Origin of the sequence: Streptomyces antnestii, from assembly GCF_004005495.1 — a bacterium.
GTDB classification, from domain to species: domain Bacteria; phylum Actinomycetota; class Actinomycetes; order Streptomycetales; family Streptomycetaceae; genus Streptomyces; species Streptomyces antnestii.
The window spans coordinates 73,872-97,826 of record NZ_RZYA01000025.1 but is presented as its reverse complement, the minus strand read 5'-3'; the positions used below and the strand labels follow the sequence as shown (position 1 = coordinate 97,826).

Here is a 23,955-nt window from a genome sequence, read left to right as displayed (position 1 = left end):
CACATGGCCAACGGGACCATTCGCTACTGGGCCGCGGCCAAGGCGGCCGCCGGTGTCGCCGAGGAGCCGTACGACGCGGAGACGCTGGCCGACGCCCTGGCGGGCGCGCGCACGCGACACCCCGGGGACCTGGTGCGCGTCCTGCAGCGTTCCTCGTTCCTGGTCGACGGTGACCCAGTCGGCAAGCGCGGGCATGAGACGGTACGGCTTGCCGAGGGCGGCACGGTCGAGGTGCTCCCGCCGTTCGCAGGAGGGTGACCGCGATGAGTGACGAGCCGTACGAGGATCAGTACGGGCAGCTGCCCCCGCACCGGCAGCATCCGCAGCATCCGCAGCAGCAATACCAGCAGCCACAGCCACAGCCTCAGCAGAGCCAGCAGCCGCAGCAGACCCAGCAGTGGCAGGGGCAGACGTGGGACACGCAGGTCCAGAGCACGTATCTGCCGCCGCAGGGGCCCGCCCAGGGATACGGGCAGGCGTACGGGCAGCAGCCCTACGGGGAGCCCCATGGGCAGCGCTACGCGCAGGACCCGTCGGGCCAGGGCATGTACGGGCAGGGACCGCAGTCGCAGGCCGGTCACGCGGCCCAGGCGCCGGCCGACCCCTCGGCGTACCCCCAGCAGCACGCGCAGCAGCAGCAGCAGCACGCGCCCGCGCAGGCCCCGCCCGCGCAGGCCGGTCACGCGGCCCAGGCGCCGGCCGACCCCTCGGCGTACCCCCAGCAGCACGCGCAGCAGCACACGCACCAGCAGCAGCACGCGCCCGTGCAGGCCCCGCCCGTGCAGGCCGCATACCCGCAGGCCGCTCACCCGCAGGCCGCTTACGCGCACCCGATGCCGGCGGAAAGCACCGCCCCCGCCCCCGCCCCCGCCCCCGCCCCCGCCTCCGCCCCCGATCCCACCCCACCCGCCGCCACCGGCACCGCCCCCCTCACCGCGGCGGAGAAGGCGCGGGCCGAGGGGCGGGCGCAGGTCATCGAGCCGGGGATACAGCCCGCCGCCCTGACCGCGCTGCTCGGGCTGCTGCTCGCGGGCGGCGCCGCCGTCGGCCCGTACGCGCTGCTCGTGCCGCTCGTCCTGCTCCAGGCGGTCACGGCCGCCGGCTGGTTCCGGCTCAACGGGATGTGGCCCGCCCGGCAGGGCATCGCGCTCGCCTTCGCGGGCGGCGTCGCCGTCGACGTCGCGCTGCTCGCCGTGGGCCGCGAGAACGCGCCCGCCGCGATCCTCGGCACCCTCGGCGTCTGGGTCCTGCTCACCCTCGTCCTCCAGCTGCGCAGCCACGCGGGGCCCGACGAGCGCATGTACGGCCTGATGGTGAGCGTCGTCTCGGCGGCGCTCGCCATCGTCGCGGCGGGGCATCTGGCGGCCGGCCCGGACGCCGTGACCGTCGGCGCCGTGGCCGTCGCCGTCGCCGTTCTCGCGCGGGCGCTCCCGCTCCCGACGCCCGCCTCCGTGGTCGTCGCGCTGCTCGCCGCCGCGGGCGCCGGCATCGCGGTCGGCGGGGTGACGGGCACGGGTTCCGACGGCGCGCTCCTCGGCCTCGGCGCGGGCGTGTGCGCGCTGATCGGCCACCGGGTCGCCAGCTACGACTACCCGTCGCGGTTCGTGCACATGACCGCGGGCGTGGCCCTGCCGCTGGCCGCCGCGGCCCCGGCCGTCTACCTGCTCGGGCGGGTCGTCGGCTGAGCGTCCGGCGGGCGTCCGCCCTGTCACAGCTGATCGACAACTCTGCCGTCGGGCCCTCTTCGCGGGGGCCCGGCCGCGTACGCTCGCGAGCAGGAAATGTCGTCCAGGCGGGGGGAAACACCGGGTCATGCGTGCTCTGCGGGTACTTCTGATCGTCGTCGTGATCCTGGGCGGCCTGTTCGTCATCGCCGACAGGGTCGCGCTGAACTTCGCCGAGAACGAGGCGGCCGACCGCGTACGCACGAGCGAGGGCCTCCACGAGAACCCCGACGTGTCGATCAAGGGCTTCCCCTTCCTGACCCAGCTCGCGGGCGGCAGGTTCGACGACATCGCGATCCGCATCGACGACTACGACCTCGCGCCGGGCGACGGCAACAGCTCGGCCAAGCGTTCGCAGCCCATGCGCATCGACCGGCTGACCGCCGAGATGCACGGGGTCGCGTTCTCCGGCGACTACAGCGCGGCCACCGCGGACCGCGCCGACGGCACCGCCCACATCAGCTACCCGGAGCTGCTGAAGGCCGCGCAGATCAAGCCGGTCGACGTGGCGCCCGGCCTCACGGCGAAGGTCGTCGGCCTGTCCGACGGCGGGAACGGCAAGGTCAAGGTCGACGTCGAGGCGACCGTGCTCGGCCGCACGCTGCCCCGGCCGATCGCCGTCATGTCGTCGGTGAAGGTGAGCGGCGAGACCCTCTCCGTGGTGGCCGAGGGCCTGCCCAGGCTGGCCGTTCCGGCGGGTGAGAAGGAGGTCCGCAGCGTCACGGACTTCAGCGAGCAGCTGGCGGGGCTGCCCGCGGGCCTGAAGCTCGACAAGATCGAGGCGGTGTCCGACGGCGTGGACATCTCGGTGAAGGGCACGCACGTACGCCTGGCCGGCTGAGGGCACGTACGCCTGACCCGGCTGAGCGCGCGTACGCGTGGCCGGCTGAGCGCGGCGCATCGACCGGGCTCTGTATCGGTCTCTGTAATAGGGCTCTGTAACAGCGGGGTGTGTCCGCACTGCGAGACGACCCCGTCCGCCCTGCAGATACGCGGGCGGGACACCGGCCCGGGGGCTCGGCGGGAGCGGCCCCGAGGGCGCGTTCGTCCCACATTTCGGACGATCTCGTCTCACGATACGACACGCCGGTGACACGGCCGCCCGTGCCTACCTACGATCGGTGGCATGAAGCGACAGGCGGATCTCACGAAGCGGCGGGCAGTAGACCTGTGCCGCGTCGCCGCCATGCTCTGTCGCACCGTCTGAGCGGGACGGTAACTCCCGCTTCACCAGGCCCCTTTCGGTGGCCTGCCCCTAGCGCGCGTCGACGACGCCTCCCCTCGCATGCCGAGCCGCGTCCGCGCCGCACCCGCACTTCCGCACCCCGCCGCAACTGCCCCGGAGGAGAAAACATGAGCCGCAGCGACGTCCTGGTAGACGCCGACTGGGTCGAGGCCCACATCGACGACCCGAAGGTCGCCATCGTCGAGGTCGACGAGGACACCTCGGCCTACGAGAAGAACCACATCAAGAACGCGATCCGGATCGACTGGACGAAGGACCTGCAGGACCCGGTCCGCCGTGACTTCGTCGACCAGGAGGGCTTCGAGAAGCTCCTCTCCGGCAAGGGCATCGCGAACGACACGACCGTGGTCCTCTACGGCGGCAACAACAACTGGTTCGCGTCCTACGCGTTCTGGTACTTCAAGCTCTACGGCCACCAGGACGTGAAGCTCCTCGACGGCGGCCGCAAGAAGTGGGAGCTCGACTCCCGCGACCTGGTCGACGGCTCCGAGGTCCCGAACCGTCCGGTCACCGAGTACAAGGCGAAGGCCCAGGACACCTCGATCCGCGCCTTCCGTGACGACGTCGTCGCCGCGATCGGCAGCCTGAACCTCGTCGACGTGCGCTCGCCCGACGAGTTCTCCGGCAAGCTCCTCGCCCCGGCCCACCTCCCGCAGGAGCAGTCGCAGCGTCCGGGCCACGTCCCGTCCGCGCGCAACATCCCGTGGTCGAAGAACGCCAACGACGACGGCACGTTCAAGTCGGACGACGAGCTCAAGGCCCTCTACGAGGACGAGCAGGTCGACCTGGCCAAGGACACCATCGCGTACTGCCGCATCGGTGAGCGCTCGGCCCTGACGTGGTTCGTCCTGCACGAGCTGCTCGGCCAGGCCAACGTCAAGAACTACGACGGCTCGTGGACCGAGTACGGCTCCCTCGTCGGCGTGCCGATCGAGCTCGGCGCCAACAAGTAACCCCTCAGCGAACCTTCCTGACCGACCTTTTTGGAGAATCACATGTGTGGAGCGAAGGCCGGCGGCCCCGACGCCTCGACGATCAAGCCCGGTGAGACCACCATCCAGGGCCAGGTGACCCGCGACGGTGAGCCCGTCACCGGTTACGTGCGCCTCCTGGACTCGACCGGCGAGTTCACCGCCGAGGTCCCCACCTCGGCGACGGGCCAGTTCCGTTTCTACGCGGCCGAGGGCACGTGGACGCTGCGCGCCCTGGTCCCGGGTGGCACGGCGGACCGCACGGTCGTCGCCCAGACCGGTGGTCTCGCTGAGGTCGCCATCGCCGTGTGACGGCGGCGCACGAAACGGCCGAGGGGCCGCACCTCCGGGGGTTGGACGCCTACGGAATCGAGGTGCGGTCCCTCGGCTTTCCCGTGCCGGGAACCGGGACGCGGCGCCCTGCGTGTTCATGGCAGCCGGCTGCTGGTTTCCTGACTGCTGTGATCCGGCTCAACTTCCTTGTACGGATGGGGAGTCGGGGACGCGCATACGGAGCCGTGCCTACGGGGCCGTGCCTACGGGATCGGGGGAAGGTCATGACCTCTCCGGAGGGGTACCACGTCGCGCACAAGGGCATGTCGGACCAGGCCGGTGAACTCGACGGCTCGGGTGACGACGTGGGCAAGATCGGCAAGGCCGTCGCCGCCACGATGTGCTACTCGGAGGACGTGCTCGGCGGCTCCGACACCGCGCCCGCGTTCAACTTGTTCGCGGCCGCGTGGGAGGCCGAGACCAAGGTCCTCGAAGCGGCCCTGCACGAGCTCGCGGACAAGGTCAGGCTGTCCAGTCACGCGTACCGCGGCAAGGACCTCGACGTCCGTAAGGGCGTTCACGGCGTCCACGGTGTCCATGGCGTACCCGTCGGCCCGCAGCCCGACGCCGGCGTCAGCACCCAGCCCGCCCACGCCGCGCGCCCGTCCGCGCTCGCCGACTACTGACGGGGCCGCGCTCTCCATGACGGAATCCACGAACGACCGCAGCCAGAAGCTCAACGGCCTGCGCGGGCGCATCTCCTCGGCCGGCGGCAAGCTCGGCCACCGACGACCGTTACTCGAAGGCCCATGAGGGCGACGTCAGCACTGTGTACATCCAGCAGAACTGATGCGACCGATGCAACCGAAGCAACTGACGGTGGGAATGCGATCTAGATCCGCGGGCACGCGGTCCACGGGCATGCGGTCCGCGCTGCGTACGGCGCCCGCCCTGGCCGCCCTGGCCGCCCTGCTCCTCGTCCTCGGCGGCTGCGGCGACTCCGGGCCGACCGCGTACGGCCCCGGCGACCGGGCCATCACCGTCGACGCCGGCGAGAAGTTCACGCTGGAGGTCCCGGCCAACCCCGCCCTCGGCCAGAACTGGTACCTGGCGAGCCCGCACCCCGACAAGGGCGTCGTCACGTGCCAGGGCAGGCGCGAGGAGGAGGACGGGGGCGACGAGGACGTCGTCGGCAGTGGCGGCGGTGCCCAGTTCTTCGACCTGACGGCGCGCGCGCACGGGAAGACGACGGTGAAGCTGCTGTTCTGCCCGTACGGCCGGTGCCACAGCGCTGACGAGGCCGCGGCGGGGCGGGTCCCGACGGCCACGGCCCCGCCGAAGGACTCGGACCAGGAAGCAGCCGTCTACCTCTATACGATCACCGTCCGCTGACCCGGACCGGTACGGAACGGAACGGAGCGACGATGGTCCACGACCCCTTCCCACGCACCGACGACGAGGTGCTCGCCGCCACCGACGTCGGGACGCTCCTGCGTCACGGCCTCGCCCGCGACACCTCTGCACCGCGCTCTTCGGCGACGGTGCGATCGCGGCCGCCGTCACCCTCGACCGGCTCGGTGTGCTGCCGCGCTCGGTGACGTACGTGGCGAAGATCGTCCGGGCTGGTGGCCTCGCGTACGCGGCCGCTCTGCCCGAGCCCCTGCCGTCACGTGAGGCGTCGGAGTGCCTGCGGGACTGGCTGGAGACGGCTGCGCAGGCCGCCCAGGCGCCGGACGAGGAGGCACTGGCGGCGCGCTGGCTGGAGACGGTCGCTGAGATCGTGGGATTGCGGCGCGCCGACCGGGGCGAGGGGGCCTAGGGGGTCTGGCGGCCCTAGGGGTTCTGGGGCCCCTAAGGGTTCTGCGGGCCCTAAGAGCCCTGGTGGCCCTAAGGGCCCTGGGGGCCTTAAGGGCCCTGGGATCGCTTCTTGCCGTCCAGCTCGTCCCACCACTCGTCGGACTTCGCGTCCCCGGAGGGGTCGTCCCACCAGCGGTCCTCGGGGCCGCGGCGGTTCGCGACGATCGCGGCGACGGGCGGGATCACCATCGCGACGACGCACATCGCCACCGCGGCGGGCACGGACCAGAGGCGCACGACGGCCCACGCCAGGACGAAGAGGCCGATGCAGAAGCCCATCATGGCGAAGTACAGGTGACGACGCCGCGTGTACATGCTTCAAGCGTAGGTCCGCGCCGATCAATAGACGAGCGCCTGTCAATAGACGAGCGCCTGCGTCCCGTCCGCCATTGCCTCCTGCACGAAGACCTGCGCGCCGGCGATCCGGACCCCTTCGAGGACGTCCTTCTCCGTGATCTCACGGCGGGCCGCGCACTGGGTGCACAGCGTGATCCGCCCGGCCGCCAGGATCGAGTCGATCAGGTCGGGCAGCGGCGCGGCGTGCGGCAGCTCGAACTCGGCTGCACGGCCCGGCAGCGCGAACCACGACGACTCGCCGGTCAGCCAGAGCGAGACCTCGACCCCGCTGGCCACGGCCACCGCCGCCACCGTGAAGGCCTGCGAGCAGCGTTCGGGGGCGTCGGCCCCTGCGGTCACCTTGATCACGAGCTTGTTCGCCATGGCTGAATCGTAATCAACTCCCGTACAACCAGGGACATTGGCCGGGGGTCTCCTGTGCGCGCGGATACGGAATCCGCGCTTCGAGTTCCATGGGGGACCGTTGGCAGAGACCGAAGAGCCGGAAAGAGCCGCAGAGCCCGAAGAGCCGGAAAGAGCCGCAGAGCCCGAAGGAGCCGCAGAGCCCGAAAGGCCCCGCCGCCGACGCGGCCGCACCACCCTCCTGATCGCCTGTGCCGCCGTACTCGGCGTCGTCGCGGGCACGTGCACCGGTTACGTCATCCAGGCCGGACGCGCCCCGGACCCGCTGCCGCCGCTGAACCAGCCCGCCATGGCGCAGGCCGGGGGCAAGGGCCCGGCGCCGCTCTCCGCCGCCCGCGACCGGCAGGTCCGGATGGACGGTGACCTGCGCAAACTGCTGCTCAACCGGCCCAAGGGCGCCACGAGCCTGCCGAAGGCACGGACCTCGGACCGCTGGGTGAGCTTCATAGACATCGCGGAGCGGTACAACCGGCCCCAGGACGCGTTCACCGACCTGGTGGACGCGCAGTTCCGGCGCGCGGCGATCGACCAGTGGCGCGAGGGCGGCACGATGGTCTCCGTCAGCCTCACGCAGTACCGCGACGAGGAGATCGTGGCGTCCGCCGACGCCGTCGTGAACCACCAGAGCCGGGCCGACGACTCAGACCCGACCACGTACAGCCGGGATATCCCCGGCTCGGGCAACGGCATGGTCTACGTCTACGCACAGCCCGACCGGGAGCCGGGCTATGTGCCGCTCTACCAGGCCAGGGCGTTCGCGTCCCGCGGCGACACCATGATGGAGGTCTACCTGGTGAGCCCCCGCCCGATCGACAAGAAGCGCGCGGCCCAGGTGGCCCGGCAGCAGTGGGAGCGACTGGGATGACCGAGACGGAGAGGATGCCCGAGCGGGACGACGAGACGGTGCCGGCCCCCGGCGCCGCCACGCGGCAGCGCCTGGGGCGGCTACTCGGCCTCGTCGCCGTGCCCGTGCTGCTGCTCGGGGTGGTCGGCACAGGGATCGGCTGCACCGCCGTCACGGTGGCCCACGCCGACCATGACGCCGGGGCCGCCCGCTGGAAGTTCCCGGCCGCGCCGCGCGAAAAGGACACGCCGGAGAAGGGGACGGGCCTGAAAGCCTCGCTGCTCCCGCTGCCCGACGGCTACGGTCCCGGCCCGGACATCATCGGGTTCGGCGCCGACGTCGAACTCAGCGGCCGGCGGGCGACCGCCGTGAGCAAGGACGGGCTGCGCTCCCTGCCGCTCCGGGAGCGCCGCACGCTGGAGAAGGAGATCGACCGCCAGCAGATCCAGGGCATGGCCGTGCGCAGCTATGCCTCCGGGGACCGGGCCGACGGCGGCATCGTCGTCCACATCACCCTGTCCCGCCTGGGGAACCGGCAGGCCGTGAGGCAGATCAGCCGGTTCCAGTCGCGGTTCGCCGAGGCGATGGCCGTCTTCCGCAAGGGCCCGAAGATCAAGGACCACAAGGACGCCAGCTGCTTCCTGCCGCCCGCGGACAAGGGCGAGAAGCTCGACATGATGGTCTGTTCCGGCCACATCGGCGACGTCCTCGTGACGTTCAGCGCCTACGGCACCAAGGCGGGCCTCGTCTCCTCCGGAGAACCGGCCGAGCTGATGCGCGAACAGCTCGACATCATCAAGTCGCCCGGGGAGGCGGTATGAGCACCGAGACGACGACCCAGGCCGCACCCGAGGCCGGCGTCCCGCACGCCCCCGCCCCCAAGGACCGGCGCGTGGCGCGCGCCGTGCTGCGCTGGACCGCCGCCGTTGTCGTCTTCGGCGCGCTCGCCGGGGCGACGGCGTACGGGGTGACCGAGCAGCGGCGTACCGACCTGCCGGGCCTGGCCACGGCGTCGGACGGGCGCTGGACCTACCCCGAGCTCGTCCGGCCCCCGCTGCCGGAGGGCAGCCCGGCCCCGTTCGCCCGGGCCAACCGCACGCAGGCCCACTACGCGGACCCGCGCGCCCTCGTGATCAAGGCGCCCGACGGTGCGAGGCCCGATCCAGGCCTGAAGACGGACGACGGCTGGGTGCCCACGTCCGCGTATCTCGCCCAGTACGCGAAGGACGAACGCGAGGGCCTCGGCGAAGACCTGGCCGACAGCGGGGTGCGGCACATCGCCGGGCGCGGCTGGACCATGCCCGACGGCACCACCACCCGCGTGTTCCTGCTGCACTTCGGCACGGGCGCGGAGGCCACCGGGTTCTGCGACCGGCTGACCGGCGGGTACGCGCCCTCACGGCCGCTGGCGGAGGCTCCCGACGCCGAGCTCGACGAGTCCTACCCCGAGGAAGCGCGGGTCGAGCACGTGTCGTCGAACGTCTACGACGAGACGCGGCCGCGCGGTGCCGTGCACGTGCGCAGTGCGTATCTGGTCGCGGGCGACACGGTCGGTCTGATCACGCAGTCCCGCAGGGGCACGGCGCACGCGGTGCCGTTCCGGCAGACGGTCACGCTGCAGAGCCAGCTCCTCGGCTGACCGTTCGCGCCCCCCGGCACCACGCTCGGGCGACCTCATCGAGAGAGCCGGGCCCCACCCGACTAAAGTGGGGCCCGGCTCTGTACCCGCCCACCACCGCTCACCGAGGAGCACCCCGTGCTTGAGGCCTTCTTCTCCGCTCTGCTCGTCCTGGTCTGCGTCGGCGTTCTCGCGTTCGCCGGGCTGACCGTGAAGAAGCTGTACCAGGGCCAGCGCTGACCCCCATCAGAGAGACGCTTCGCAGATCATGATCGAGATTCCGTCCGACCTGCACCCCGACCTTGTCCCCCTGGTGTTCCTCCTCGGTAACTGGGCGGGCGCGGGTGTCACCGACTTCCCCGGCGCCGAGAAGGCGAACTTCGGGCAGGAGGTCTCCTTCACCCACGACGGGAGGGACTTCCTCGAGTACCACTCGCACACCTGGATCCTCGACTCCGAGGGCAACAAGGTGAAGCCCCTGGACTCCGAGTCGGGCTACTGGCGGATCGACAAGGACCGCAAGGTCGAGGTCGTCATGGTCCGCGACGACGGTGTCGTCGAGATCTGGTACGGCGAGCTCGCCGACCAGAAGCCGCAGATCGACCTGGTCACGGACGCCGTCGCGCGCACCGCGGCCTCGGCCCCGTACACCGGCGGCAAGCGGCTCTACGGCTACGTGAAGAGCGACCTCATGTGGGTCAGCGAGAAGCAGACCCCCGAGGTCGAGCTGCGCCCCTACATGTCGGCCCAGCTGAAGAAGGTCGTCTCGCCCGACGACGTCGCCGCGATGGCCCGCAACCTGCCGGACCTGCCGGACGACGGCATCGCTTTCTTCAAGTAGAGCGGCCTAAACTCGGCGTGTGGTGAGCACCGAAAGCACCGACTGGAAGAGCGATCTGCGGCAGCGCGGCTACCGGCTGACGCCGCAGCGTCAGCTGGTCCTCGAAGCCGTGGACACCCTCGAGCACGCGACCCCCGACGACATCCTGAGCGAAGTGCGCAAGACGGCGTCGGGGATCAACATCTCCACCGTCTACCGCACGCTGGAACTGCTCGAGGAGCTCGGGCTCGTCAGCCACGCCCACCTCGGGCACGGCGCGCCGACGTACCACCTCGCGGACCGGCACCACCACATCCACCTGGTGTGCCGGGACTGTACGAACGTGATCGAGGCCGACGTGAGCGTCGCCGCCGAGTTCACGGCGAAGCTGCGCGACACCTTCGGTTTCGACACGGACCTCAAGCATTTCGCCATCTTCGGGCGCTGCAAGGACTGCTTGGCGAAAGACGAGGGCCGGCCGCAGGAATAAGCCGGTCCGCCGGCTCGTCGTAGTGTCTGTGACCATGAAGAGCCCCCTCCTGTCCCTGCCCGGCGCCGTCCCCGCCGAGGGCGTGGACGAAGGCGTCGCCGCGCACTACGGCGACCTGTTCCGCGAGCAGCGCACTCTCGCCGACGGCAACGGCCTCGTCGACCTCTCCCACCGCGGCGTCATCACCGTCACCGGCGACGACCGGCTCGCGTGGCTGCACCTGCTCCTGACCCAGCACGTCAGCGACCTGCCGCCCGGCCAGGCCACCGAGGCCCTGATCCTCTCGGCGCACGGCCACATCGAGCACGCCCTGTACCTCGTCGACGACGGCACGACCGTGTGGGCGCACGTCGAGCCCGGCACACAGGAGGCGCTGATCGCCTACCTGGAGTCGATGAAGTTCTTCTACCGGGTCGAAGTCGCCGACCGCACGGAGGAGTTCGCGGTCGTCCACCTGCCGGCCGGTTCGATCGCGCCGGTCCCGGACGGCGTCGCGGTGCGCGAGACGCCGTACGGCCGTGACGTGTTCCTGCCGCGCGCCGACCTGGAGGCGTACGCGGAGCAGAACGGGCCCGCGATCGGACTCCTCGCCCACGAGGCGCTGCGCGTGGAGAACCACCGGCCGCGCCTCGGCTTCGAGACCGACCACCGCACCATCCCGCACGAGCTCGGCTGGATCGGCAGCGCCGTCCACCTCCAGAAGGGCTGCTACCGCGGCCAGGAGACCGTCGCCCGCGTGCAGAACCTCGGAAAGCCCCCGCGCCGCCTGGTCTTCCTGCACCTGGACGGCAGCGATGTGCACCTGCCCCCGCACGGCGCCCCGGTCCGCCTCGCGTCCGACGGCCCCGAGGGCCGGCAGCTGGGCTTCGTCACGACGTCCGTACGCCACCACGAGCTCGGCCCGATCGCCCTCGCCCTGGTGAAGCGGAACGTGCCGGTGGACGCGGACCTCATCGTGGACACGACGGCGGCCTCGCAGGAGACGGTAGTCGAGCCGTAATTCCCGCGGTGGCTACATCTCCAGCAGCACCGTGAACGGGCCGTCGTTCGTCAGGGACACCCGCATCTTCGCCCCGAACCTGCCCGTCGCCACGGTCGCCCCCAGGGCCCGCAGCTGCGCCACGACCTCGTCGACCAGCGGCTCGGCCACCGGTCCCGGGGCCGCCGCGTTCCACGTGGGGCGGCGGCCCTTACGGGCGTCCCCGTAGAGCGTGAACTGGCTGATCACGAGGAGCGGGGCGTCGATGTCGCTGCACGACTTCTCGTCGGCGAGCATGCGGACGGACCAGAGTTTGCGGGCGAGCTGGGCCGCCTTCTCCTCGGTGTCCTCGTGCGTGACCCCCACGAGGACGCACAGCCCCTCGCCCTTGATCTCGCCGACGACTTCCTCGTCCACCACGACGCTCGCGCCGTCCACCCTCTGCACCACTGCTCGCATACGGACCATCATGCCGTGCTCCCGAACCGCCCATCCGGGGCGGATTAGGGGCACTCATGCACAGAGCGACCACTCGGAGTGGCACGATTGCTCCCACGCGGTGCACCGCGTCGGTCCGGTCGAGGGGACGGTAGGGACGCAATGAGCCACACATCGAGCATCGGGCAGCCCCCAGGGGCGCCCATTTCGTTGACGCACGCCAGTCGCATCACCGGTACGAACCGCCTGAGCACGCCCCGCCCGCCCACGCAGCGGGTCGGCAGCCCCGAGCTGCCCGAGGCGCCCGCCCACGACCTGTCCGCGCTGCGGCTTCCCGAGCTGCGCACGCTGCGCCGCGACGCCCAGCAGGACGAGGCCGACCTGAGCTACGTACGGCGGCTGCTCCAGGGCCGTATCGACATCCTGCGGGCCGAGGTGGCCCGGCGCAGGGACCCCGAGGCGCCCGTCGTGGACCGGCTCTCCGAGATCCTCACCGACAAGGCCACCCGCCACCGCTCCTCCGCCCGCCACGTCACCCTCGGCACGCCGCGCAGCGAGGAGATCCGGGGGCTGGCCGCCGAGATGCTCGCGGAGGTCGAGCTCTCCGACCTGGACGCCCGGACGGACGACGAGCTGCACACGGCGATGGGCCGCCTCGTCCGCTACGAGCAGCAGGTCTCCCGGCGCCGTCACCTGCTCCAGACGACGGCCGACGATTGCAGCGCCGAGATCGCCCGCAGGTACCGTGAAGGAGAAGCACAAGTAGACGACCTGCTCGCGTGACGCGGCCGCACCGGTGATCCCGGTGGCCCGTGCCGGGGCGGGTCTGTCCATGGCCCGCCATGGACCCGCCCCGGAAGGCCACCACCCATGTCCCGTTCCTCCGCCGCAGCCATACCCCCGGTCCTCGCCGAGGTCGTCCGTTCCGGCTTCGTCGAGGGCCACCATCGTGGCAGCCTGGTGGTGCTCGCCGCGGACGGCAGTGTGGAACACGCGCTCGGGGACGTGACCGCGCCGGTCTTCCCGCGCTCCTCGAACAAGCCGATGCAGGCGGCGGGCGTGCTGCGCGCCGGCCTCGACCTCTCGGGCGAGCGCCTGGCCCTCGCGGCGGCCAGCCACTCCGGTGAGACCTTCCACCTCGACCTCGTCCAGAAGATGCTGGCCGAGCACGAGCTGACCGCGTCCGAGCTCCAGTGCCCGCCCGACCTGCCGCTCGACCCGGTCGAGACCGAGAGCTACCTGGCGTCGGGCGCCGGCCGGGAGCGGATCACGATGAACTGCTCCGGCAAGCACACGGCGATGCTGGCCGCCTGTGACCTGAACGGCTGGCCCAAGGACTCGTACCTCGCCCCGGAGCACCCGCTCCAGCGCCTCATCCACGAGGTGGTCGAGGAGGCCGCCGGCGAGCCCGTCGCGGCGGTCGGTACGGACGGTTGCGGGGCGCCCCTGATGGCCATCAGCCTCACCGGCCTCGCCCGCGCCTTCCGGCACTTCGTGCTCGCCCCCGAGGGCTCGCCGGAGCGCCGGGTCGCCGACGCGATGCGGGCGCACCCCGAGTACGTCGCCGGTACGCGCCGCCCCGACACGTGGCTGATGCGCGCGGTGCCGGGCGCCCTGTCGAAGATGGGCGCGGAGGCGGTCCAGGCCGTGGCGCTCCCGGACGGACGCGCCCTCGCCTTCAAGATCGACGACGGCGCGACGCGCGCCCTCGGCCCGGTCCTGGCCCGCGCGCTGGCCATGCTGGGCGTCGACGGCGACATAGTCCCCCGCATCGGCGAGGCCCCGCTGCACGGGGGCGGCGGAGTGGTGGGCGAGATCAGGGCGACGTTCTAGCCCTGCACGCTGCGCTCGCTGTGCCTGCCTGCACGCTGCGCGCGCGGCATTCGCTCCGCGCGCTGTGCCCGCCCAGGCGCGCCTGCACTCACTGTGCCCACCTGCGCCCGCCCGTGGCTGCCTCTGCCTGCTCGCTCCCTCTGTGGGCAGCTGGGCCGCCAGGGGCGATGGGGGTCCCCCGGCTCGAGCGAAGCCGAGAGCTGGGGGAGGGTGGGCACAGCCCGCGCGCAGGGTGCCATTGCGGTGGCGCCGACCACGCCTCCCGCGGGCCCGCCAAATCCAGGTGACACCCCACCCCCACACGCTTAGCGTGACCAGATGAACCGTGACGACATCGACGTACGTCCGATCACAGACGACGAGCTCGCCGACTGGTCCCGCGCCCTGAACACCGGTTTCCTGCGAAGCACCCCCGTGTCGCCCGAAACCCTGGAAAAGCGCCGGGAGGAGAACCGCGTCTCCCGGGTGCGGGGCGCGTTCGACGCCGGCCGCTGCGTCGCCACGTTCCGCTCGTTCCCGCAGGAACTGACCGTGCCGGGCGGCGCCCCCGTCCCCGCCGACGCGATCTCGAACGTCACGGTCAGCGCCACACACCGCAGGCGCGGCCTGCTGAGCCGGATGATGACCGCCGACCTGGCGGAGGCGAAGGCCCGCGGTGATGTCGTCGCGACGCTCATCGCGGCCGAGTACCCGATCTACGGCCGCTACGGCTTCGGCCCCGCCACCTCCCTCACCGAGTGGGCCGTGGACGTCCCGCGCACCGGTCTCGACCCGCGCCGGGCGGGCCCGGACGACGGGGGCCGGGTCGATCTCGTCGACGGTGAGGACGTCCGCAAGACGGGCCCGGAGCTGCACGAGCGGCTACGGGCCACCCGGCACGGTGTCGTCGACCGCGACGAGCTGTGGTGGCGCCGCAACACGGGCCTCGCGGCGACCCCCGAGGAACCCTGGAAGGAGCCGTTCTACGCGGTCTACCGCGCGGCGAACGGCGAGCCCGAGGGCCTGATCGTCTACGCCACCGACGACGCCTGGGGCGACAGCAAGCAGCCGCGGAACACGGCGACCGTCCGGGACCTGATCGCCGTCACCCCGGCCGCCGAGCGCGCGCTGTGGCACTACGTCTGCTCCGTCGACTGGGTCACGACCGTCCGCACGGGCTACCGGGCCCCGGACGACCTGCTCCCGCATCTGCTGCCCGACCCGCGGGCGGCCGGCGTCGTCACGCAGGCCGACTGGCTGTGGGTGCGGATCCTCGACGTCGTACGGGCCCTGGAGGCGCGCACGTACGCGGTACCGGGATCGCTGGTCATCGAGGTCGACGACGCGGCCGGCCTCTCCGGGGGCCGCTACCGCCTGGACGCGGAGCCCGGGGGTGCGGTGTGCGCGCCGACCTCAGAGGAAGCCGAACTCACGTTGGACGTGAGCGAGTTGGGGACGTTGTGGCTGGGTGACGAGTCCGCGGTGCGGCTCGCCGCGCTCGGCCGCGTCCGGGAGGAGAAGGCGGGCGCCGCCGCCGTCGCCGACGCCCTGCTGCGTACGTCCAGGCGACCTTGGTGCCCGGACATCTTCTGAGGCGCACTTCCTGAGGCGTGCTGTGACACCGAGGCGTGACCGGGCTCCCGGCTCCCCTCCGGAAGGGAGCCCGGTCAGCCGCTCTGGGAGAGCAGCATCACGAGGATCACCGCTCCGATTCCGCTGATGACGTTGTTCCTGGCCTTGAGGCCGATGGAGAGCGCGACGAACGCGATGATGCCCAGCGGCCCGTACTTCCACTGGATGAGCTGCTCGAATCCGATGGCGAGGGCTGCTACGGCGATGGCGATGAACGGCATGTCTGTCCCCCTTCAGTCCGGGAGCTGGTAGCCAACCTTCCGGGCTGCTGACCATGTCGTCCAAGTGGCCCAAGTTGGCGACCAACTCCAAGGTACTTATCTCCGCCGAACACCGACTCCTAACCACCTTTTCCTCAACTCCCGTAAGATGGCGGGAAGTTGTGGGGTCATAATCAGCGTCAGAGTGCGGGGCGGGCGAGCATCAGGGCCAGCAGCACGGCCCCGACGGAACTGCACGTGGGGCTCTTCGTCCTGGCGCCGATCGTGAGGAGCAGGAGGCCGGCGATCCCGGCGGGCCCGTACTGCCACTGGACCAGCTGCTCGAACGTGACGACGCACACCGCGGACAGCAAGGTGAGGACGGGCATGGCGGTTCCTCCTTAGGCCATCTTGCTCCAAGTTGGCAACCAACTACACTGAAGTTGTCCCCACTTGGCCGGAGGGAATAAACAACTCCTCAACAACTCCCGCCAAATAGCGGTTAGTTGTAGCGTTTGGTTGTGACCCAGGAGAACGTTGCAGTGAACGGCAGCAGAAGGTCCTCCCCCCAGGCGATCGCCGACGTCCTGCGGGCGCGCATCAAGGCGGGTGAACTCCGGCCGGGCGAGCGGCTGCCCACGCAGGCGGAGCTGGCCGGGGAGTTCGGCGTGGAGCGCGGCACCGTACGGCAGGCCCTGCGCTCACTTCAGGAGGACGGCCTCCTCAGCAACGTGAGCAAGGGCAGCCCCCCGAGGATCGCCGCACAGGCCCCGGCCCGCGACGAACCGCAGCCCACGATGGTCGGCCTGGCCCCGCGCCTGTCCGAGGCGTTCGCGGCCCCCCACGTGCGGATCGACGCCGTCTGCCTCACCGCCGAGACCCTGATGATGGCGCTCGGCGAGCCGGTGCGCCTCATCCACGAGGGCCGCGTGCACCCCGACTCGGTCGACGTCCGCATCCTGCTGCCCAGCCGCGACATCTCCCTCGCCTTCCCCGTCCCCGTCGAGGGCGCGGGCCACGACGACGTCGTGCACCGGCGCTGGCTCGACCAGCGCAACGCGCAGGGCCTGGTGCTGCGCCACAACCTGCGCGCGCTGCGGTCCTCGCACGGCATCGACGTGAAGGTCACGTTCCGCGCGCTGCCCTTCACCCCGCCGGTCAAGCTCTACGTGCTGAACGGGAGCGAGGCGCTGCTCTCGTACTACCTGGTCACGCGGCGCGAGGAGGAGGTCGAGAGCGGCACGCTCGACCTGTACGACACGCTCGGCACGGAGTCGCTGCTGTTCTCGTTCGAGAAGCGGAGCGGGCAGCGGGACACCGCGTTCGTGGAGGAATCGCAGAAGTGGTTCGACGCCCTCTGGGAAACCATCACCACGGACCTGACACTCTCCTAGTGACTTCTGATGCAACGAAGCAGACTGATCCGGTGGCTGAAGCGACGGAATCACTGCGGGAATTGATCAAAAGGGCGCGCTTCGTGCTCTTCGACTTCGACGGGCCGATCTGCCGGCTCTTCGCCGGGCACTCCGCGGAACGGGTGGCCGTCGATCAGGTGCGCTGGCTGGAGGAGCGCGGCCTGCACGGACTGCTCACCGAGGAGGAGCGCGCGGAACCCGACCCGCACGCCGTCCTGCGCGCGGTCGACCGCAGGAGCCCCGGCAGCGACCTCGTCGTCGAGCTGGAGGAACGCCTCACCCAGCAGGAGCTGACGGCGGTGGCCTCGGCCTGGCCCACGCAGTACGCCGACCCGCTGATCAGGACCTGGTTCGCGGTGGGCGCGCACCTGGCCGTCACCACCAACAACTCCCCGGCGGTGGCCTCCCGTTACCTGGCCACACGCGGCCTCACGACCTGCTTCGCCCCGCACGTCTACGGCCGCACCCAGGACCTCCACCTCCTCAAACCCCACCCGCACTGCGTCCAACGAGCGCTCGGCGCCCTGGGCGCGACCCCCGAAGCGTCCCTGATGATCGGCGACACTCCGTCGGACTTCGAGGCGGCAACCGCGGCCGGCATCGCGTTCCTCGGCTACGCCCGCAACGAACGCAAGGCGAAGGTGCTGAGGGAAGCGGGCGCGGAGGCGGTGGTGTCCTCCCTGGAGCCGGTGCTTCAGGTGGTGCGGGAGCGGGGGTGACGGTTCCGCCCGCACACCGTTGATTCTGGGACGCAGCGGCGTGGCGGAGTACCGTACTCCTCCACTTCGAAAACGCTGGTGCTACTCCTGGCGAAAGAATGGGCGATGAAAACCGACCCGACGACGAAGACGGCGGCCTGGCGGCGTGCTGTCGCATTGAGTGGTGACGAACAGTCGATCGAGGGGCCGCTCAAAGGTCATCACCACGAGACCTATGTCCTCCCTTTTCTTCGTACGGACGACCCGTCCCTGGCAGGCCGCTGGAAGTGCCGGGAGCCGCGCAGCGGGCTCCTCTGGTTCGACCGGCGCTGCTTCACAGCGGAAGAGCCGCTGCTCAGAGCCCTGAAGGGCCGAGTGTCGCGCATTCCCGAGGTGGTTGAGGTCGAGGGCACCCCGCTGCAGCGGTTTATCGAGGGGAGCACGCTCGGCTCCCTCCACGAACAGGGCCGCCCGGCCCCCGCGGATATCAGCGGCCAACTGGGCGCGGTGTTCCATGAAATGGCCGTAGTGCGCCCTGAATCGCTCTCCATTGCCAGAAATTGCACCAAGGAGGACCAGGCGCCCGAAGGGGACTCGGCGGAATTCCTGGAGCGGTTGATCAGGTTCACCGAAAAGCAGGTGTACCAAAAGAACCAGGAGCGGTTCGGCGGGCTCTTCACGAGCCTGGGACTGGACGGCGAGGCTTTCACGCGCCTGCGGAAGCATGTCCTGGGCATGGTGGAGCGCCCCTTCTGCCTGCTGCACGCGGATCTCCACCGGGAGAACCTCATCGTGGACCCGGCCGCCCGGCTCTGGGTGATCGACTGGGAACTCGCGATGTTCGGCGACCCCCTGTACGACCTGGCGACCCACCTGTACCTCATGCGCTACCCGCAGGAGCAGGTCCAAGAGGTCGTCGACGCGTGGCGCGACAGCGTCGAGGACGTCAGGAAGGGCAGCTCCCGGGGCTGGGAGAAGGACCTTCCGCTCCTGATCGACTACAAGTCCGCGCAGTCGGTGTACACCGATGTGATCAGGTCCGCGACGAAGCTCGGCGCCTCCCCGGTCCGGGACGGATCGCTGCTCCGGCTGACTGCCGTCAAGCTGCACGACATCGTGTCCGCGGCGACCGTCCCCCTCGGCCTGGAGTCGGTCCCCTCGGCGGACCGGATCGCCGACGAGCTGGCCCGCTGGCTGGCGGGGCAGGCGACTGCCCCCGTCGCAGGCGTGTGACACCGGCGGCCTGCGTACGTTCCCCGCATGAGCGGCGAGACGGGCGCGCCCGGGCCCGTACGCTTCCCGGCATGAGTGGCGACACCGGTGAGATGGGCCTCCGTGAGCGGAAGAAGCGGCGGATGTATCAGGCGATCTCCGAGGCGGCCATCGGGCTGTTTCTGGAGAAGGGGTTCGACAACGTGTCGGTCGCCGAGGTCGCGGCCGCCGTCGAGATCTCCAAGCCGACCCTCTTCCGGTACTTCCCGACCAAGGAGGACCTGGTCCTGCACCGGTTCGCCGACCACGAGGACGAGGCCGCGCGGGTCGTGTCCGGGCGGGGCGACGGGGTGACGCCGCTCGCCGCGCTGCGGGCGCACTTTCTCGACGGGCTTGAGCGGCGCGACCCGGTGACCGGCCTGAACGACCATCCCGCGGTGCTCGCCTTCCACCGGCTGCTCTACGGGACGCCCTCGCTGGTCGCGCGGGCCTACGGGTATCAGGAGCGGTCGGAGAAAAGGCTTGCCGACGCGCTGGGAGAAGGGGTCGAGGCGGCGCTCGGGGCCGGGCAGATCTTTGCCGTGCAGCGCGTTCTCGCCATGGAGAACTGGCGGCGGATCGCCGCGGGGGAGAGCGCGGATGACGTGGCGCCGGATGCCGTGGCCGCCGCCGAGCTGGGGTTCCGGCAGTTGGAGGGCGGGCTCGGGGCGATCGGCCCCTCGTGAGGCTGTCATGAGTCTGGGTTAAAAATGTTACTCGGTTACGTTATCGTCGTGGGGTGACTGACACCGCCGACCTCCGCACCCTCGCCCAGGAACGCGACCACCACGACACCTGCCGGGCCGCCCTCGCCGCGATGATCGAAGGCGCCGACGAACAGGTCGTCGTCGGCGAGGACGTCTCCGCCTCCGGGGCCGACGCCGAAGTGCTCGGCCACCAACTGCGCAGCAAAGCCAAGGAACTTCACGAACTGCCCGACGTTCCGCTCTTCTTCGGGCGTCTCGACTTCGCGGCCAGGGAGAGCGCGGGCGACCACGCCGGGCAGAGCTACCACGTGGGCCGTCGCCGTATCAGCGAGCACCCGGCCGCCCCGCCCCTCGTCGTCGACTGGCGCGCCCCCGTCTCGCGCGCCTTCTACCAGGCTGGCCCCCAGGAGCCGCAGGGCGTCGCGGTCCGTCGCCGCTTCGGCTGGGCCCCCGGCAGCAAGGGCGACTCCGCCGACCTGACCGGCCTGGAGGACGAGTGGCTCGAGGCGGAGGGCGGCGTGTCCGTGGGGGAGAGCCGCATCGTCGCCCGCGAGATCGAGCGGCCCCGCGTCGGCCCCATGCGGGACATCGCCGCCACCATCCAGCCCGAACAGGACGACCTCGTCCGCGCCGGCCTCGCCGCCTCCGTCTGCGTACAGGGCGCCCCCGGCACCGGAAAGACGGCGGTCGGCCTGCACCGGGCCGCGTACCTCCTCTACACCCACCCCCAGCGCGTCCAGCGTGGCGGACTGCTCATCCTCGGGCCCAACCGCACCTTCCTCACCTACATCTCCGAGGTGCTGCCCGCGCTAGGCGAGAGCGGCGTGCGCCAGTCCACGGTCGAGGAGATCCTCGTCGAGGAGTGCGGTGCGGCGGTGAGCAAGGCGCGGATGTACGAGGACACCGATTCCGCCGCCGCCGTGAAGCACGACGCCCGGATGGCCGCCGTCCTGCGCCGCGCCCTCTACGCGCGCGTGCGGCCCGACGCGGCCCCCGACTCCTTCGCCGTACCCGACGGTTCGTACCGCTGGCGGGTGCCGTCCGCCGTGCTCACGCGGATCGTGGAGGCCGTACGGGAGGAGGAACCGCCGTACGCGACCGGGCGCGAGCGCGTGCGCAGCCGGGCCCTGCGGCATCTTCAGGAGCAGGCCGAACGCAGGTCGGGCCCGGTGAACAACCTCTGGCTGCACAAGACCGGCCGGTCCCGGCCGATGAGCGCGTACGTCGACGCGGTGTGGCCCCGGGTGCGGCCCGAGGAGGTCGTGGCCGCGCTCCTCGGCGACGCGGACGCGCTCGCCGCCGCGGCCGACGGGATCCTCGACGTCGGCGAGCAGCAGGCGATCCTGTGGGCGAAGCCCCCGCGCTCCTACCGGTCGGCCGCGTGGTCGGCGGCGGACCTGGTCCTCCTCGACGAGGTCGCCGGGCTCCTCGAACACCCTGCCGGCTACGGGCACATCGTCATCGACGAGGCCCAGGACCTCTCCCCGATGCAGGCCCGCTCGATCGCCCGCCGCGCCGCGTTCGGATCGCTGACCGTGCTCGGCGACCTCGCGCAGGGCACCACGCCGTGGGCGGCCCGCACCTGGCCCGAACTGCTCGGCCACCTGGGTAAACCCGACGCCCTGGTCGCGCCCCTGACCACCGGGTTCCGCGTCCCCGGCATGGTCGTCGCGCTCACCAACCGCCTCCTCGGCCTGCTCGACGTGGACGTGCCACCGGCCCGTTCCCTGCGCCAGGACGGGGAGTTGAGGATCCGCCGGGCGGACGACGTGCTCGCGGAGACCGTCGACGCCGTGCGCGGAGCACTGGCGCACGAGGGATCGGTGGGCGTCGTCGCGGCGGACGGCGAACCGGTGTCGGCGCTCCGGACCGCCCTGACGGCGGCGGGAATCGAGGTGGGCGGCCCCGATGACCCGCGCGCCCGCGTCACCGTCCTCGGCGCATCCGTCGCCAAGGGACTCGAGTACGACCATGTGGTCGCCGTCGAACCGGCCGCCGTCGCCGAGGCCGAGCGCCGCGGTCTGCACCGGCTGTACGTCGTCCTGACCCGCGCCGTGTCCCGCCTCGACATCGTGCACAGCCGCCCGCTGCCGTTCCCCGCGGCACCCTGAGCGGCCCGTTCACTTCGGGAAATCGAGGGCCGTTCCGTAGAGCCGGGAGACGTGGAGTCTGATCACCACGCGGCGCTCCTCGACCAGCTGGGCGAGAAACTCCGCCTCCTGCCCGGCGTCGTCGAACCCCGGTGTCATGGCGAGCAGTTCGCGGCCGACGGCGTCGCCGGGCGAGGCCGTCACCTCCGACACCTCGGCCTCGCCCTCGGCGACCGCGAAGGACCACACGTCGGGGCCGCTGACGTGCAGCGCGGCATGCGGGTCGCTCCGCAGCTGGCGGGCCTTGAGGCGGTCGGCCGTGGTGGAGACGCGCACGACGCGCTCCTCGGGGCTCCAGTGGTAGAGCACGGTGGACAGATGTGGATGCCCGGTGCGCCGGACACTCGCCAGCGTCCCGAACTGCCCTCGGGCGAGCAGCAGGTGGAGCTCTTCGTCGGTGAGGATCCGGGGTGCGGGGCCGCTCTTCGCTGTCATGACGCCTCCGTCGGCGGGGTGTGACGTGGTGGTGGGCGAGGGGGAGGGGAGGAGGGGGGCGATCAGTTCGTCGGCGTCTTGCGGGGGCTGCGCAGCACCACGTACGCGATCACGAACGCGCTGACGAGGAGACCCGTGCCGATCGTGAAGGCCAGGTGGTAGCCGCTGGTGAGGGCCTCGGCGCGGGTGGCGCCGTGTGCCGTGAGCTGCCGGGTGCGGGACGCGGCGAGCGTGGAGAGCACGGCGACGCCCACGGCCATGCCGATCTGCTGGGTGGTGTTGAAGAGGCCGGAGGCGAGCCCCGCGTCGGCCTCGCCGGCTCCGGACATGCCGAGCGAGGTCAGCGCGGGCAGGGCGAGGCCGAATCCGGCGGCGAGGAACATCACCGGGAGGATGTCGGTGGCGTAGTGCGCGTGTACGGGGACCCGGGCGAGGAGTCCGAGTGCGCCGACGAGGAGCACGATCCCGGTGAGCAGCACGGTGCGTTCGCCGAAGCGGGCGTTGAGGCGGGCCGATACGCCGAGGGAGACCGCGCCGATGACCGCGGCGGCGGGGAGCATCGCGAGGCCGGTCGCCGCGGCGCCGTAGCCGAGCACCTTCTGAAGGTAGAGCGCGACCAGGATCTGGAAGGAGAACAGGGCGGCCACCATCAGCATCTGGACCAGGTTGGCCCCGGCGACGCTGCGCGAGCGCAGGATCCGCAGCGGCATGAGCGGCGTACGGGCCCTGGCCTGCCGGACGAAGAACCCGGCGAGCAGGACGGCGGCGAGGGCGCCGAACCCGAGCGTGTGCGCCGAAGCCCAGCCGTACTCCTCGACCTTGACGACGGAGTAGATCCCCAGCATCAGCCCGGCGGTGACGAGCAGCGCGCCGGCCGTGTCGGCACCGGCCCTGAGCCCGAGGCCGCGGTCACGGGGCAGGGCGGGCACGGCGACCGCGAGGGTCGCGAGTCCGATCGGCAGGTTGATGAAGAAGATCCAGTGCCAGCTGAGCGCGTCGGTGAGTACGCCGCCCAGGACCTGCCCGACCGAGGCTCCGGCGGCGCCGGTGAAGCTGAACACGGCGATGGCCCTTGCTCGTTCGCGGGGTTCGGTGAACAGCGTGACGAGGATGCCGAGGCTGACGGCGGACGCCAGCGCGCTGCCGACGCCCTGGAGGAACCTCGCGGCGATCAGGAGCCCGGGGCTCGTGGCCACGCCCGCCAGGAGCGAGGCCGCGGTGAAGACCGCCGTACCCACCAGGAACAGGCGCTTGCGTCCGAGGAGGTCACCGAGCCGCCCGGCGAGCAGCAGCAGGCTGCCGAACGCGATCAGGTAGGCGTTGACGACCCAGCTGAGGCCGACCGGGGTGAACCCCAGGTCGCTCTGGATGGCCGGCATCGCGACGGTCACGATGCTGCCGTCGAGAACCGTCATCAGCATTCCCGTGGCCAGAACACCGAGGGCCGCCCGGCGGGAGCGGCCGGGGGTGCGGGGTGCCGGACGGGTGCGGGGGGCCGAACGGGTGTGGGGTGGTGCGGAAACGGCTGGCATCTCGGGCATCTCCTGAGAAAAGGCCGCGGCGGGAGCCGCTGCGGGCCGACAGGAATGACCGTAGCAGATGGTTTCGTTGCAGACTATCTAGTTCGGATTCGTCG

The 23,955-nt window shown here is 71.4% G+C and carries 30 protein-coding genes; 23 read left to right on the top strand and 7 right to left on the bottom strand.

Features of this window, described 5'->3' with window-relative positions:
- Positions 1-3 precede the first annotated feature (3 nt).
- From EOT10_RS35395 to EOT10_RS42305, 9 genes are all read left to right on the top strand, one after another.
- Positions 4-258, top strand: coding sequence for a MoaD/ThiS family protein (locus EOT10_RS35395; RefSeq protein ID WP_127832479.1), 255 nt, complete (start codon positions 4-6; stop codon positions 256-258).
- A gap of 5 nt (positions 259-263) precedes the next feature.
- Positions 264-1,685: a hypothetical protein gene (locus EOT10_RS41505; protein ID WP_189492502.1), complete on the top strand. Its 1,422-nt coding sequence runs from the start codon at positions 264-266 to the stop codon at positions 1,683-1,685.
- 127 nt (positions 1,686-1,812) lie between these two features.
- Positions 1,813-2,565 (top strand): LmeA family phospholipid-binding protein, encoded by a 753-nt coding sequence (locus EOT10_RS35385; protein ID WP_127832478.1) that lies wholly within the window; start codon positions 1,813-1,815, stop codon positions 2,563-2,565.
- A gap of 285 nt (positions 2,566-2,850) precedes the next feature.
- On the top strand, positions 2,851-2,931 hold the full coding sequence (locus tag EOT10_RS43270) for a putative leader peptide (RefSeq protein WP_350203226.1): 81 nt from the start codon (positions 2,851-2,853) through the stop codon (positions 2,929-2,931).
- Between the two features lie 146 nt (positions 2,932-3,077).
- Positions 3,078-3,923 carry a sulfurtransferase gene (locus EOT10_RS35380; protein ID WP_127832477.1) on the top strand — a complete coding sequence of 282 codons (846 nt, stop codon included), beginning with the start codon at positions 3,078-3,080 and terminating at the stop codon, positions 3,921-3,923.
- 42 nt (positions 3,924-3,965) lie between these two features.
- Positions 3,966-4,253 (top strand): DUF1416 domain-containing protein, encoded by a 288-nt coding sequence (locus EOT10_RS35375; RefSeq protein WP_127832476.1) that lies wholly within the window; start codon positions 3,966-3,968, stop codon positions 4,251-4,253.
- 245 nt (positions 4,254-4,498) lie between these two features.
- Entirely contained in the window at positions 4,499-4,900 is a 402-nt protein-coding gene (locus EOT10_RS35370; RefSeq protein WP_127832475.1) for a hypothetical protein, read from the top strand.
- A gap of 199 nt (positions 4,901-5,099) precedes the next feature.
- Positions 5,100-5,606 (top strand): protease inhibitor I42 family protein, encoded by a 507-nt coding sequence (locus EOT10_RS35365; RefSeq protein WP_189492500.1) that lies wholly within the window; start codon positions 5,100-5,102, stop codon positions 5,604-5,606.
- Positions 5,607-5,817: 211 nt separating this feature from the next.
- Entirely contained in the window at positions 5,818-6,033 is a 216-nt protein-coding gene (locus EOT10_RS42305) for a hypothetical protein (protein ID WP_223281386.1), read from the top strand.
- 86 nt (positions 6,034-6,119) lie between these two features.
- Here EOT10_RS42305 and EOT10_RS35355 read toward each other — a convergent pair whose 3' ends face one another.
- A complete protein-coding gene (locus EOT10_RS35355) occupies positions 6,120-6,386 on the bottom strand; it encodes a DUF3099 domain-containing protein (protein ID WP_127832473.1) in 267 nt (88 codons plus the stop codon).
- 42 nt (positions 6,387-6,428) lie between these two features.
- Positions 6,429-6,791, bottom strand: a complete 363-nt coding sequence (locus tag EOT10_RS35350; RefSeq protein WP_127832472.1) for a DsrE family protein — start codon at positions 6,789-6,791, stop codon at positions 6,429-6,431.
- A gap of 100 nt (positions 6,792-6,891) precedes the next feature.
- Between EOT10_RS35350 and EOT10_RS35345 the strand changes: the two genes are divergently transcribed.
- The 6 genes from EOT10_RS35345 to ygfZ all read left to right on the top strand — a co-directional run bounded on the left by EOT10_RS35345 (position 6,892) and on the right by ygfZ (position 11,602).
- Positions 6,892-7,695, top strand: a complete 804-nt coding sequence (locus tag EOT10_RS35345; RefSeq protein ID WP_223281385.1) for a hypothetical protein — start codon at positions 6,892-6,894, stop codon at positions 7,693-7,695.
- Positions 7,692-8,495: a hypothetical protein gene (locus EOT10_RS35340; protein ID WP_223281384.1), complete on the top strand. Its 804-nt coding sequence runs from the start codon at positions 7,692-7,694 to the stop codon at positions 8,493-8,495. Before EOT10_RS35345 ends, EOT10_RS35340 begins: the two co-directional genes overlap by 4 nt.
- Complete coding sequence (locus EOT10_RS35335; RefSeq protein ID WP_127832471.1) at positions 8,492-9,313, top strand: hypothetical protein; 822 nt, start codon at positions 8,492-8,494, stop codon at positions 9,311-9,313. The genes EOT10_RS35340 and EOT10_RS35335 overlap by 4 nt, the downstream gene beginning before the upstream one ends.
- A 247-nt stretch (positions 9,314-9,560) precedes the next feature.
- On the top strand, positions 9,561-10,133 hold the full coding sequence (locus EOT10_RS35325) for a heme-binding beta-barrel domain-containing protein (protein ID WP_127832470.1): 573 nt from the start codon (positions 9,561-9,563) through the stop codon (positions 10,131-10,133).
- A gap of 19 nt (positions 10,134-10,152) precedes the next feature.
- On the top strand, positions 10,153-10,602 hold the full coding sequence (locus tag EOT10_RS35320) for a Fur family transcriptional regulator (RefSeq protein ID WP_189492498.1): 450 nt from the start codon (positions 10,153-10,155) through the stop codon (positions 10,600-10,602).
- Between the two features lie 34 nt (positions 10,603-10,636).
- Positions 10,637-11,602 carry a CAF17-like 4Fe-4S cluster assembly/insertion protein YgfZ gene (ygfZ, locus tag EOT10_RS35315; RefSeq protein ID WP_127832469.1) on the top strand — a complete coding sequence of 322 codons (966 nt, stop codon included), beginning with the start codon at positions 10,637-10,639 and terminating at the stop codon, positions 11,600-11,602.
- Between the two features lie 12 nt (positions 11,603-11,614).
- Here the strand turns inward: ygfZ and dtd are convergent, their stop codons facing one another.
- Entirely contained in the window at positions 11,615-12,040 is a 426-nt protein-coding gene (dtd, locus tag EOT10_RS35310; RefSeq protein ID WP_127832468.1) for a D-aminoacyl-tRNA deacylase, read from the bottom strand.
- A gap of 141 nt (positions 12,041-12,181) precedes the next feature.
- Here dtd and EOT10_RS35305 point away from each other — a divergent pair, with 141 nt between their 5' ends.
- The 3 genes from EOT10_RS35305 to EOT10_RS35295 all read left to right on the top strand — a co-directional run bounded on the left by EOT10_RS35305 (position 12,182) and on the right by EOT10_RS35295 (position 15,424).
- Complete coding sequence (locus tag EOT10_RS35305) at positions 12,182-12,802, top strand: RsiG family protein (RefSeq protein WP_189492495.1); 621 nt, start codon at positions 12,182-12,184, stop codon at positions 12,800-12,802.
- 87 nt (positions 12,803-12,889) lie between these two features.
- Positions 12,890-13,852, top strand: coding sequence for an asparaginase (locus tag EOT10_RS35300; protein ID WP_127832467.1), 963 nt, complete (start codon positions 12,890-12,892; stop codon positions 13,850-13,852).
- A 318-nt stretch (positions 13,853-14,170) separates the two neighbouring features.
- Entirely contained in the window at positions 14,171-15,424 is a 1,254-nt protein-coding gene (locus EOT10_RS35295; RefSeq protein WP_127832466.1) for a GNAT family N-acetyltransferase, read from the top strand.
- 74 nt (positions 15,425-15,498) lie between these two features.
- On the opposite strand, the gene EOT10_RS35290 is transcribed toward EOT10_RS35295, so the two are convergent.
- Positions 15,499-15,684, bottom strand: coding sequence for a hypothetical protein (locus EOT10_RS35290; protein ID WP_127832465.1), 186 nt, complete (start codon positions 15,682-15,684; stop codon positions 15,499-15,501).
- A 179-nt stretch (positions 15,685-15,863) separates the two neighbouring features.
- Positions 15,864-16,052, bottom strand: coding sequence for a hypothetical protein (locus tag EOT10_RS35285; RefSeq protein ID WP_127832464.1), 189 nt, complete (start codon positions 16,050-16,052; stop codon positions 15,864-15,866).
- Between the two features lie 126 nt (positions 16,053-16,178).
- Between EOT10_RS35285 and EOT10_RS35280 the strand changes: the two genes are divergently transcribed.
- The 5 genes from EOT10_RS35280 to EOT10_RS35260 all read left to right on the top strand — a co-directional run bounded on the left by EOT10_RS35280 (position 16,179) and on the right by EOT10_RS35260 (position 21,845).
- A complete protein-coding gene (locus EOT10_RS35280; RefSeq protein ID WP_127832463.1) occupies positions 16,179-17,057 on the top strand; it encodes a GntR family transcriptional regulator in 879 nt (292 codons plus the stop codon).
- Positions 17,057-17,797 (top strand): HAD family hydrolase, encoded by a 741-nt coding sequence (locus EOT10_RS35275; RefSeq protein ID WP_223281383.1) that lies wholly within the window; start codon positions 17,057-17,059, stop codon positions 17,795-17,797. The genes EOT10_RS35280 and EOT10_RS35275 overlap by 1 nt, the downstream gene beginning before the upstream one ends.
- 105 nt (positions 17,798-17,902) lie before the next feature.
- Positions 17,903-19,009 (top strand): aminoglycoside phosphotransferase family protein, encoded by a 1,107-nt coding sequence (locus tag EOT10_RS35270; protein WP_223281382.1) that lies wholly within the window; start codon positions 17,903-17,905, stop codon positions 19,007-19,009.
- Between the two features lie 71 nt (positions 19,010-19,080).
- Complete coding sequence (locus tag EOT10_RS35265; RefSeq protein WP_127832461.1) at positions 19,081-19,713, top strand: TetR/AcrR family transcriptional regulator; 633 nt, start codon at positions 19,081-19,083, stop codon at positions 19,711-19,713.
- Between the two features lie 131 nt (positions 19,714-19,844).
- Complete coding sequence (locus EOT10_RS35260) at positions 19,845-21,845, top strand: HelD family protein (protein WP_127832518.1); 2,001 nt, start codon at positions 19,845-19,847, stop codon at positions 21,843-21,845.
- A gap of 9 nt (positions 21,846-21,854) precedes the next feature.
- Here the strand turns inward: EOT10_RS35260 and EOT10_RS35255 are convergent, their stop codons facing one another.
- Positions 21,855-22,319 (bottom strand): TIGR03618 family F420-dependent PPOX class oxidoreductase, encoded by a 465-nt coding sequence (locus EOT10_RS35255; protein WP_127832460.1) that lies wholly within the window; start codon positions 22,317-22,319, stop codon positions 21,855-21,857.
- Positions 22,320-22,381: 62 nt separating this feature from the next.
- On the bottom strand, positions 22,382-23,851 hold the full coding sequence (locus tag EOT10_RS35250; protein WP_127832459.1) for an MFS transporter: 1,470 nt from the start codon (positions 23,849-23,851) through the stop codon (positions 22,382-22,384).
- Positions 23,852-23,955: the final 104 nt, after the last annotated feature.

Coding starts and splice junctions, on each gene's coding strand:
- EOT10_RS35395 (WP_127832479.1), top strand. CDS start 4: ATGGCCAACGGGACCATTCGCTACTGGGCCGCGGCCAAGGCGGCCGCC.
- EOT10_RS41505 (WP_189492502.1), top strand. CDS start 264: ATGAGTGACGAGCCGTACGAGGATCAGTACGGGCAGCTGCCCCCGCAC.
- EOT10_RS35385 (WP_127832478.1), top strand. CDS start 1,813: ATGCGTGCTCTGCGGGTACTTCTGATCGTCGTCGTGATCCTGGGCGGC.
- EOT10_RS43270 (WP_350203226.1), top strand. CDS start 2,851: ATGAAGCGACAGGCGGATCTCACGAAGCGGCGGGCAGTAGACCTGTGC.
- EOT10_RS35380 (WP_127832477.1), top strand. CDS start 3,078: ATGAGCCGCAGCGACGTCCTGGTAGACGCCGACTGGGTCGAGGCCCAC.
- EOT10_RS35375 (WP_127832476.1), top strand. CDS start 3,966: ATGTGTGGAGCGAAGGCCGGCGGCCCCGACGCCTCGACGATCAAGCCC.
- EOT10_RS35370 (WP_127832475.1), top strand. CDS start 4,499: ATGACCTCTCCGGAGGGGTACCACGTCGCGCACAAGGGCATGTCGGAC.
- EOT10_RS35365 (WP_189492500.1), top strand. CDS start 5,100: ATGCGATCTAGATCCGCGGGCACGCGGTCCACGGGCATGCGGTCCGCG.
- EOT10_RS35355 (WP_127832473.1), bottom strand. CDS start 6,386: ATGTACACGCGGCGTCGTCACCTGTACTTCGCCATGATGGGCTTCTGC.
- EOT10_RS35350 (WP_127832472.1), bottom strand. CDS start 6,791: ATGGCGAACAAGCTCGTGATCAAGGTGACCGCAGGGGCCGACGCCCCC.
- EOT10_RS35340 (WP_223281384.1), top strand. CDS start 7,692: ATGACCGAGACGGAGAGGATGCCCGAGCGGGACGACGAGACGGTGCCG.
- EOT10_RS35335 (WP_127832471.1), top strand. CDS start 8,492: ATGAGCACCGAGACGACGACCCAGGCCGCACCCGAGGCCGGCGTCCCG.
- EOT10_RS35325 (WP_127832470.1), top strand. CDS start 9,561: ATGATCGAGATTCCGTCCGACCTGCACCCCGACCTTGTCCCCCTGGTG.
- ygfZ (WP_127832469.1), top strand. CDS start 10,637: ATGAAGAGCCCCCTCCTGTCCCTGCCCGGCGCCGTCCCCGCCGAGGGC.
- dtd (WP_127832468.1), bottom strand. CDS start 12,040: ATGCGAGCAGTGGTGCAGAGGGTGGACGGCGCGAGCGTCGTGGTGGAC.
- EOT10_RS35305 (WP_189492495.1), top strand. CDS start 12,182: ATGAGCCACACATCGAGCATCGGGCAGCCCCCAGGGGCGCCCATTTCG.
- EOT10_RS35300 (WP_127832467.1), top strand. CDS start 12,890: ATGTCCCGTTCCTCCGCCGCAGCCATACCCCCGGTCCTCGCCGAGGTC.
- EOT10_RS35295 (WP_127832466.1), top strand. CDS start 14,171: ATGAACCGTGACGACATCGACGTACGTCCGATCACAGACGACGAGCTC.
- EOT10_RS35290 (WP_127832465.1), bottom strand. CDS start 15,684: ATGCCGTTCATCGCCATCGCCGTAGCAGCCCTCGCCATCGGATTCGAG.
- EOT10_RS35285 (WP_127832464.1), bottom strand. CDS start 16,052: ATGCCCGTCCTCACCTTGCTGTCCGCGGTGTGCGTCGTCACGTTCGAG.
- EOT10_RS35270 (WP_223281382.1), top strand. CDS start 17,903: ATGAAAACCGACCCGACGACGAAGACGGCGGCCTGGCGGCGTGCTGTC.
- EOT10_RS35265 (WP_127832461.1), top strand. CDS start 19,081: ATGAGTGGCGACACCGGTGAGATGGGCCTCCGTGAGCGGAAGAAGCGG.
- EOT10_RS35260 (WP_127832518.1), top strand. CDS start 19,845: ATGATCGAAGGCGCCGACGAACAGGTCGTCGTCGGCGAGGACGTCTCC.
- EOT10_RS35255 (WP_127832460.1), bottom strand. CDS start 22,319: ATGACAGCGAAGAGCGGCCCCGCACCCCGGATCCTCACCGACGAAGAG.
- EOT10_RS35250 (WP_127832459.1), bottom strand. CDS start 23,851: ATGCCAGCCGTTTCCGCACCACCCCACACCCGTTCGGCCCCCCGCACC.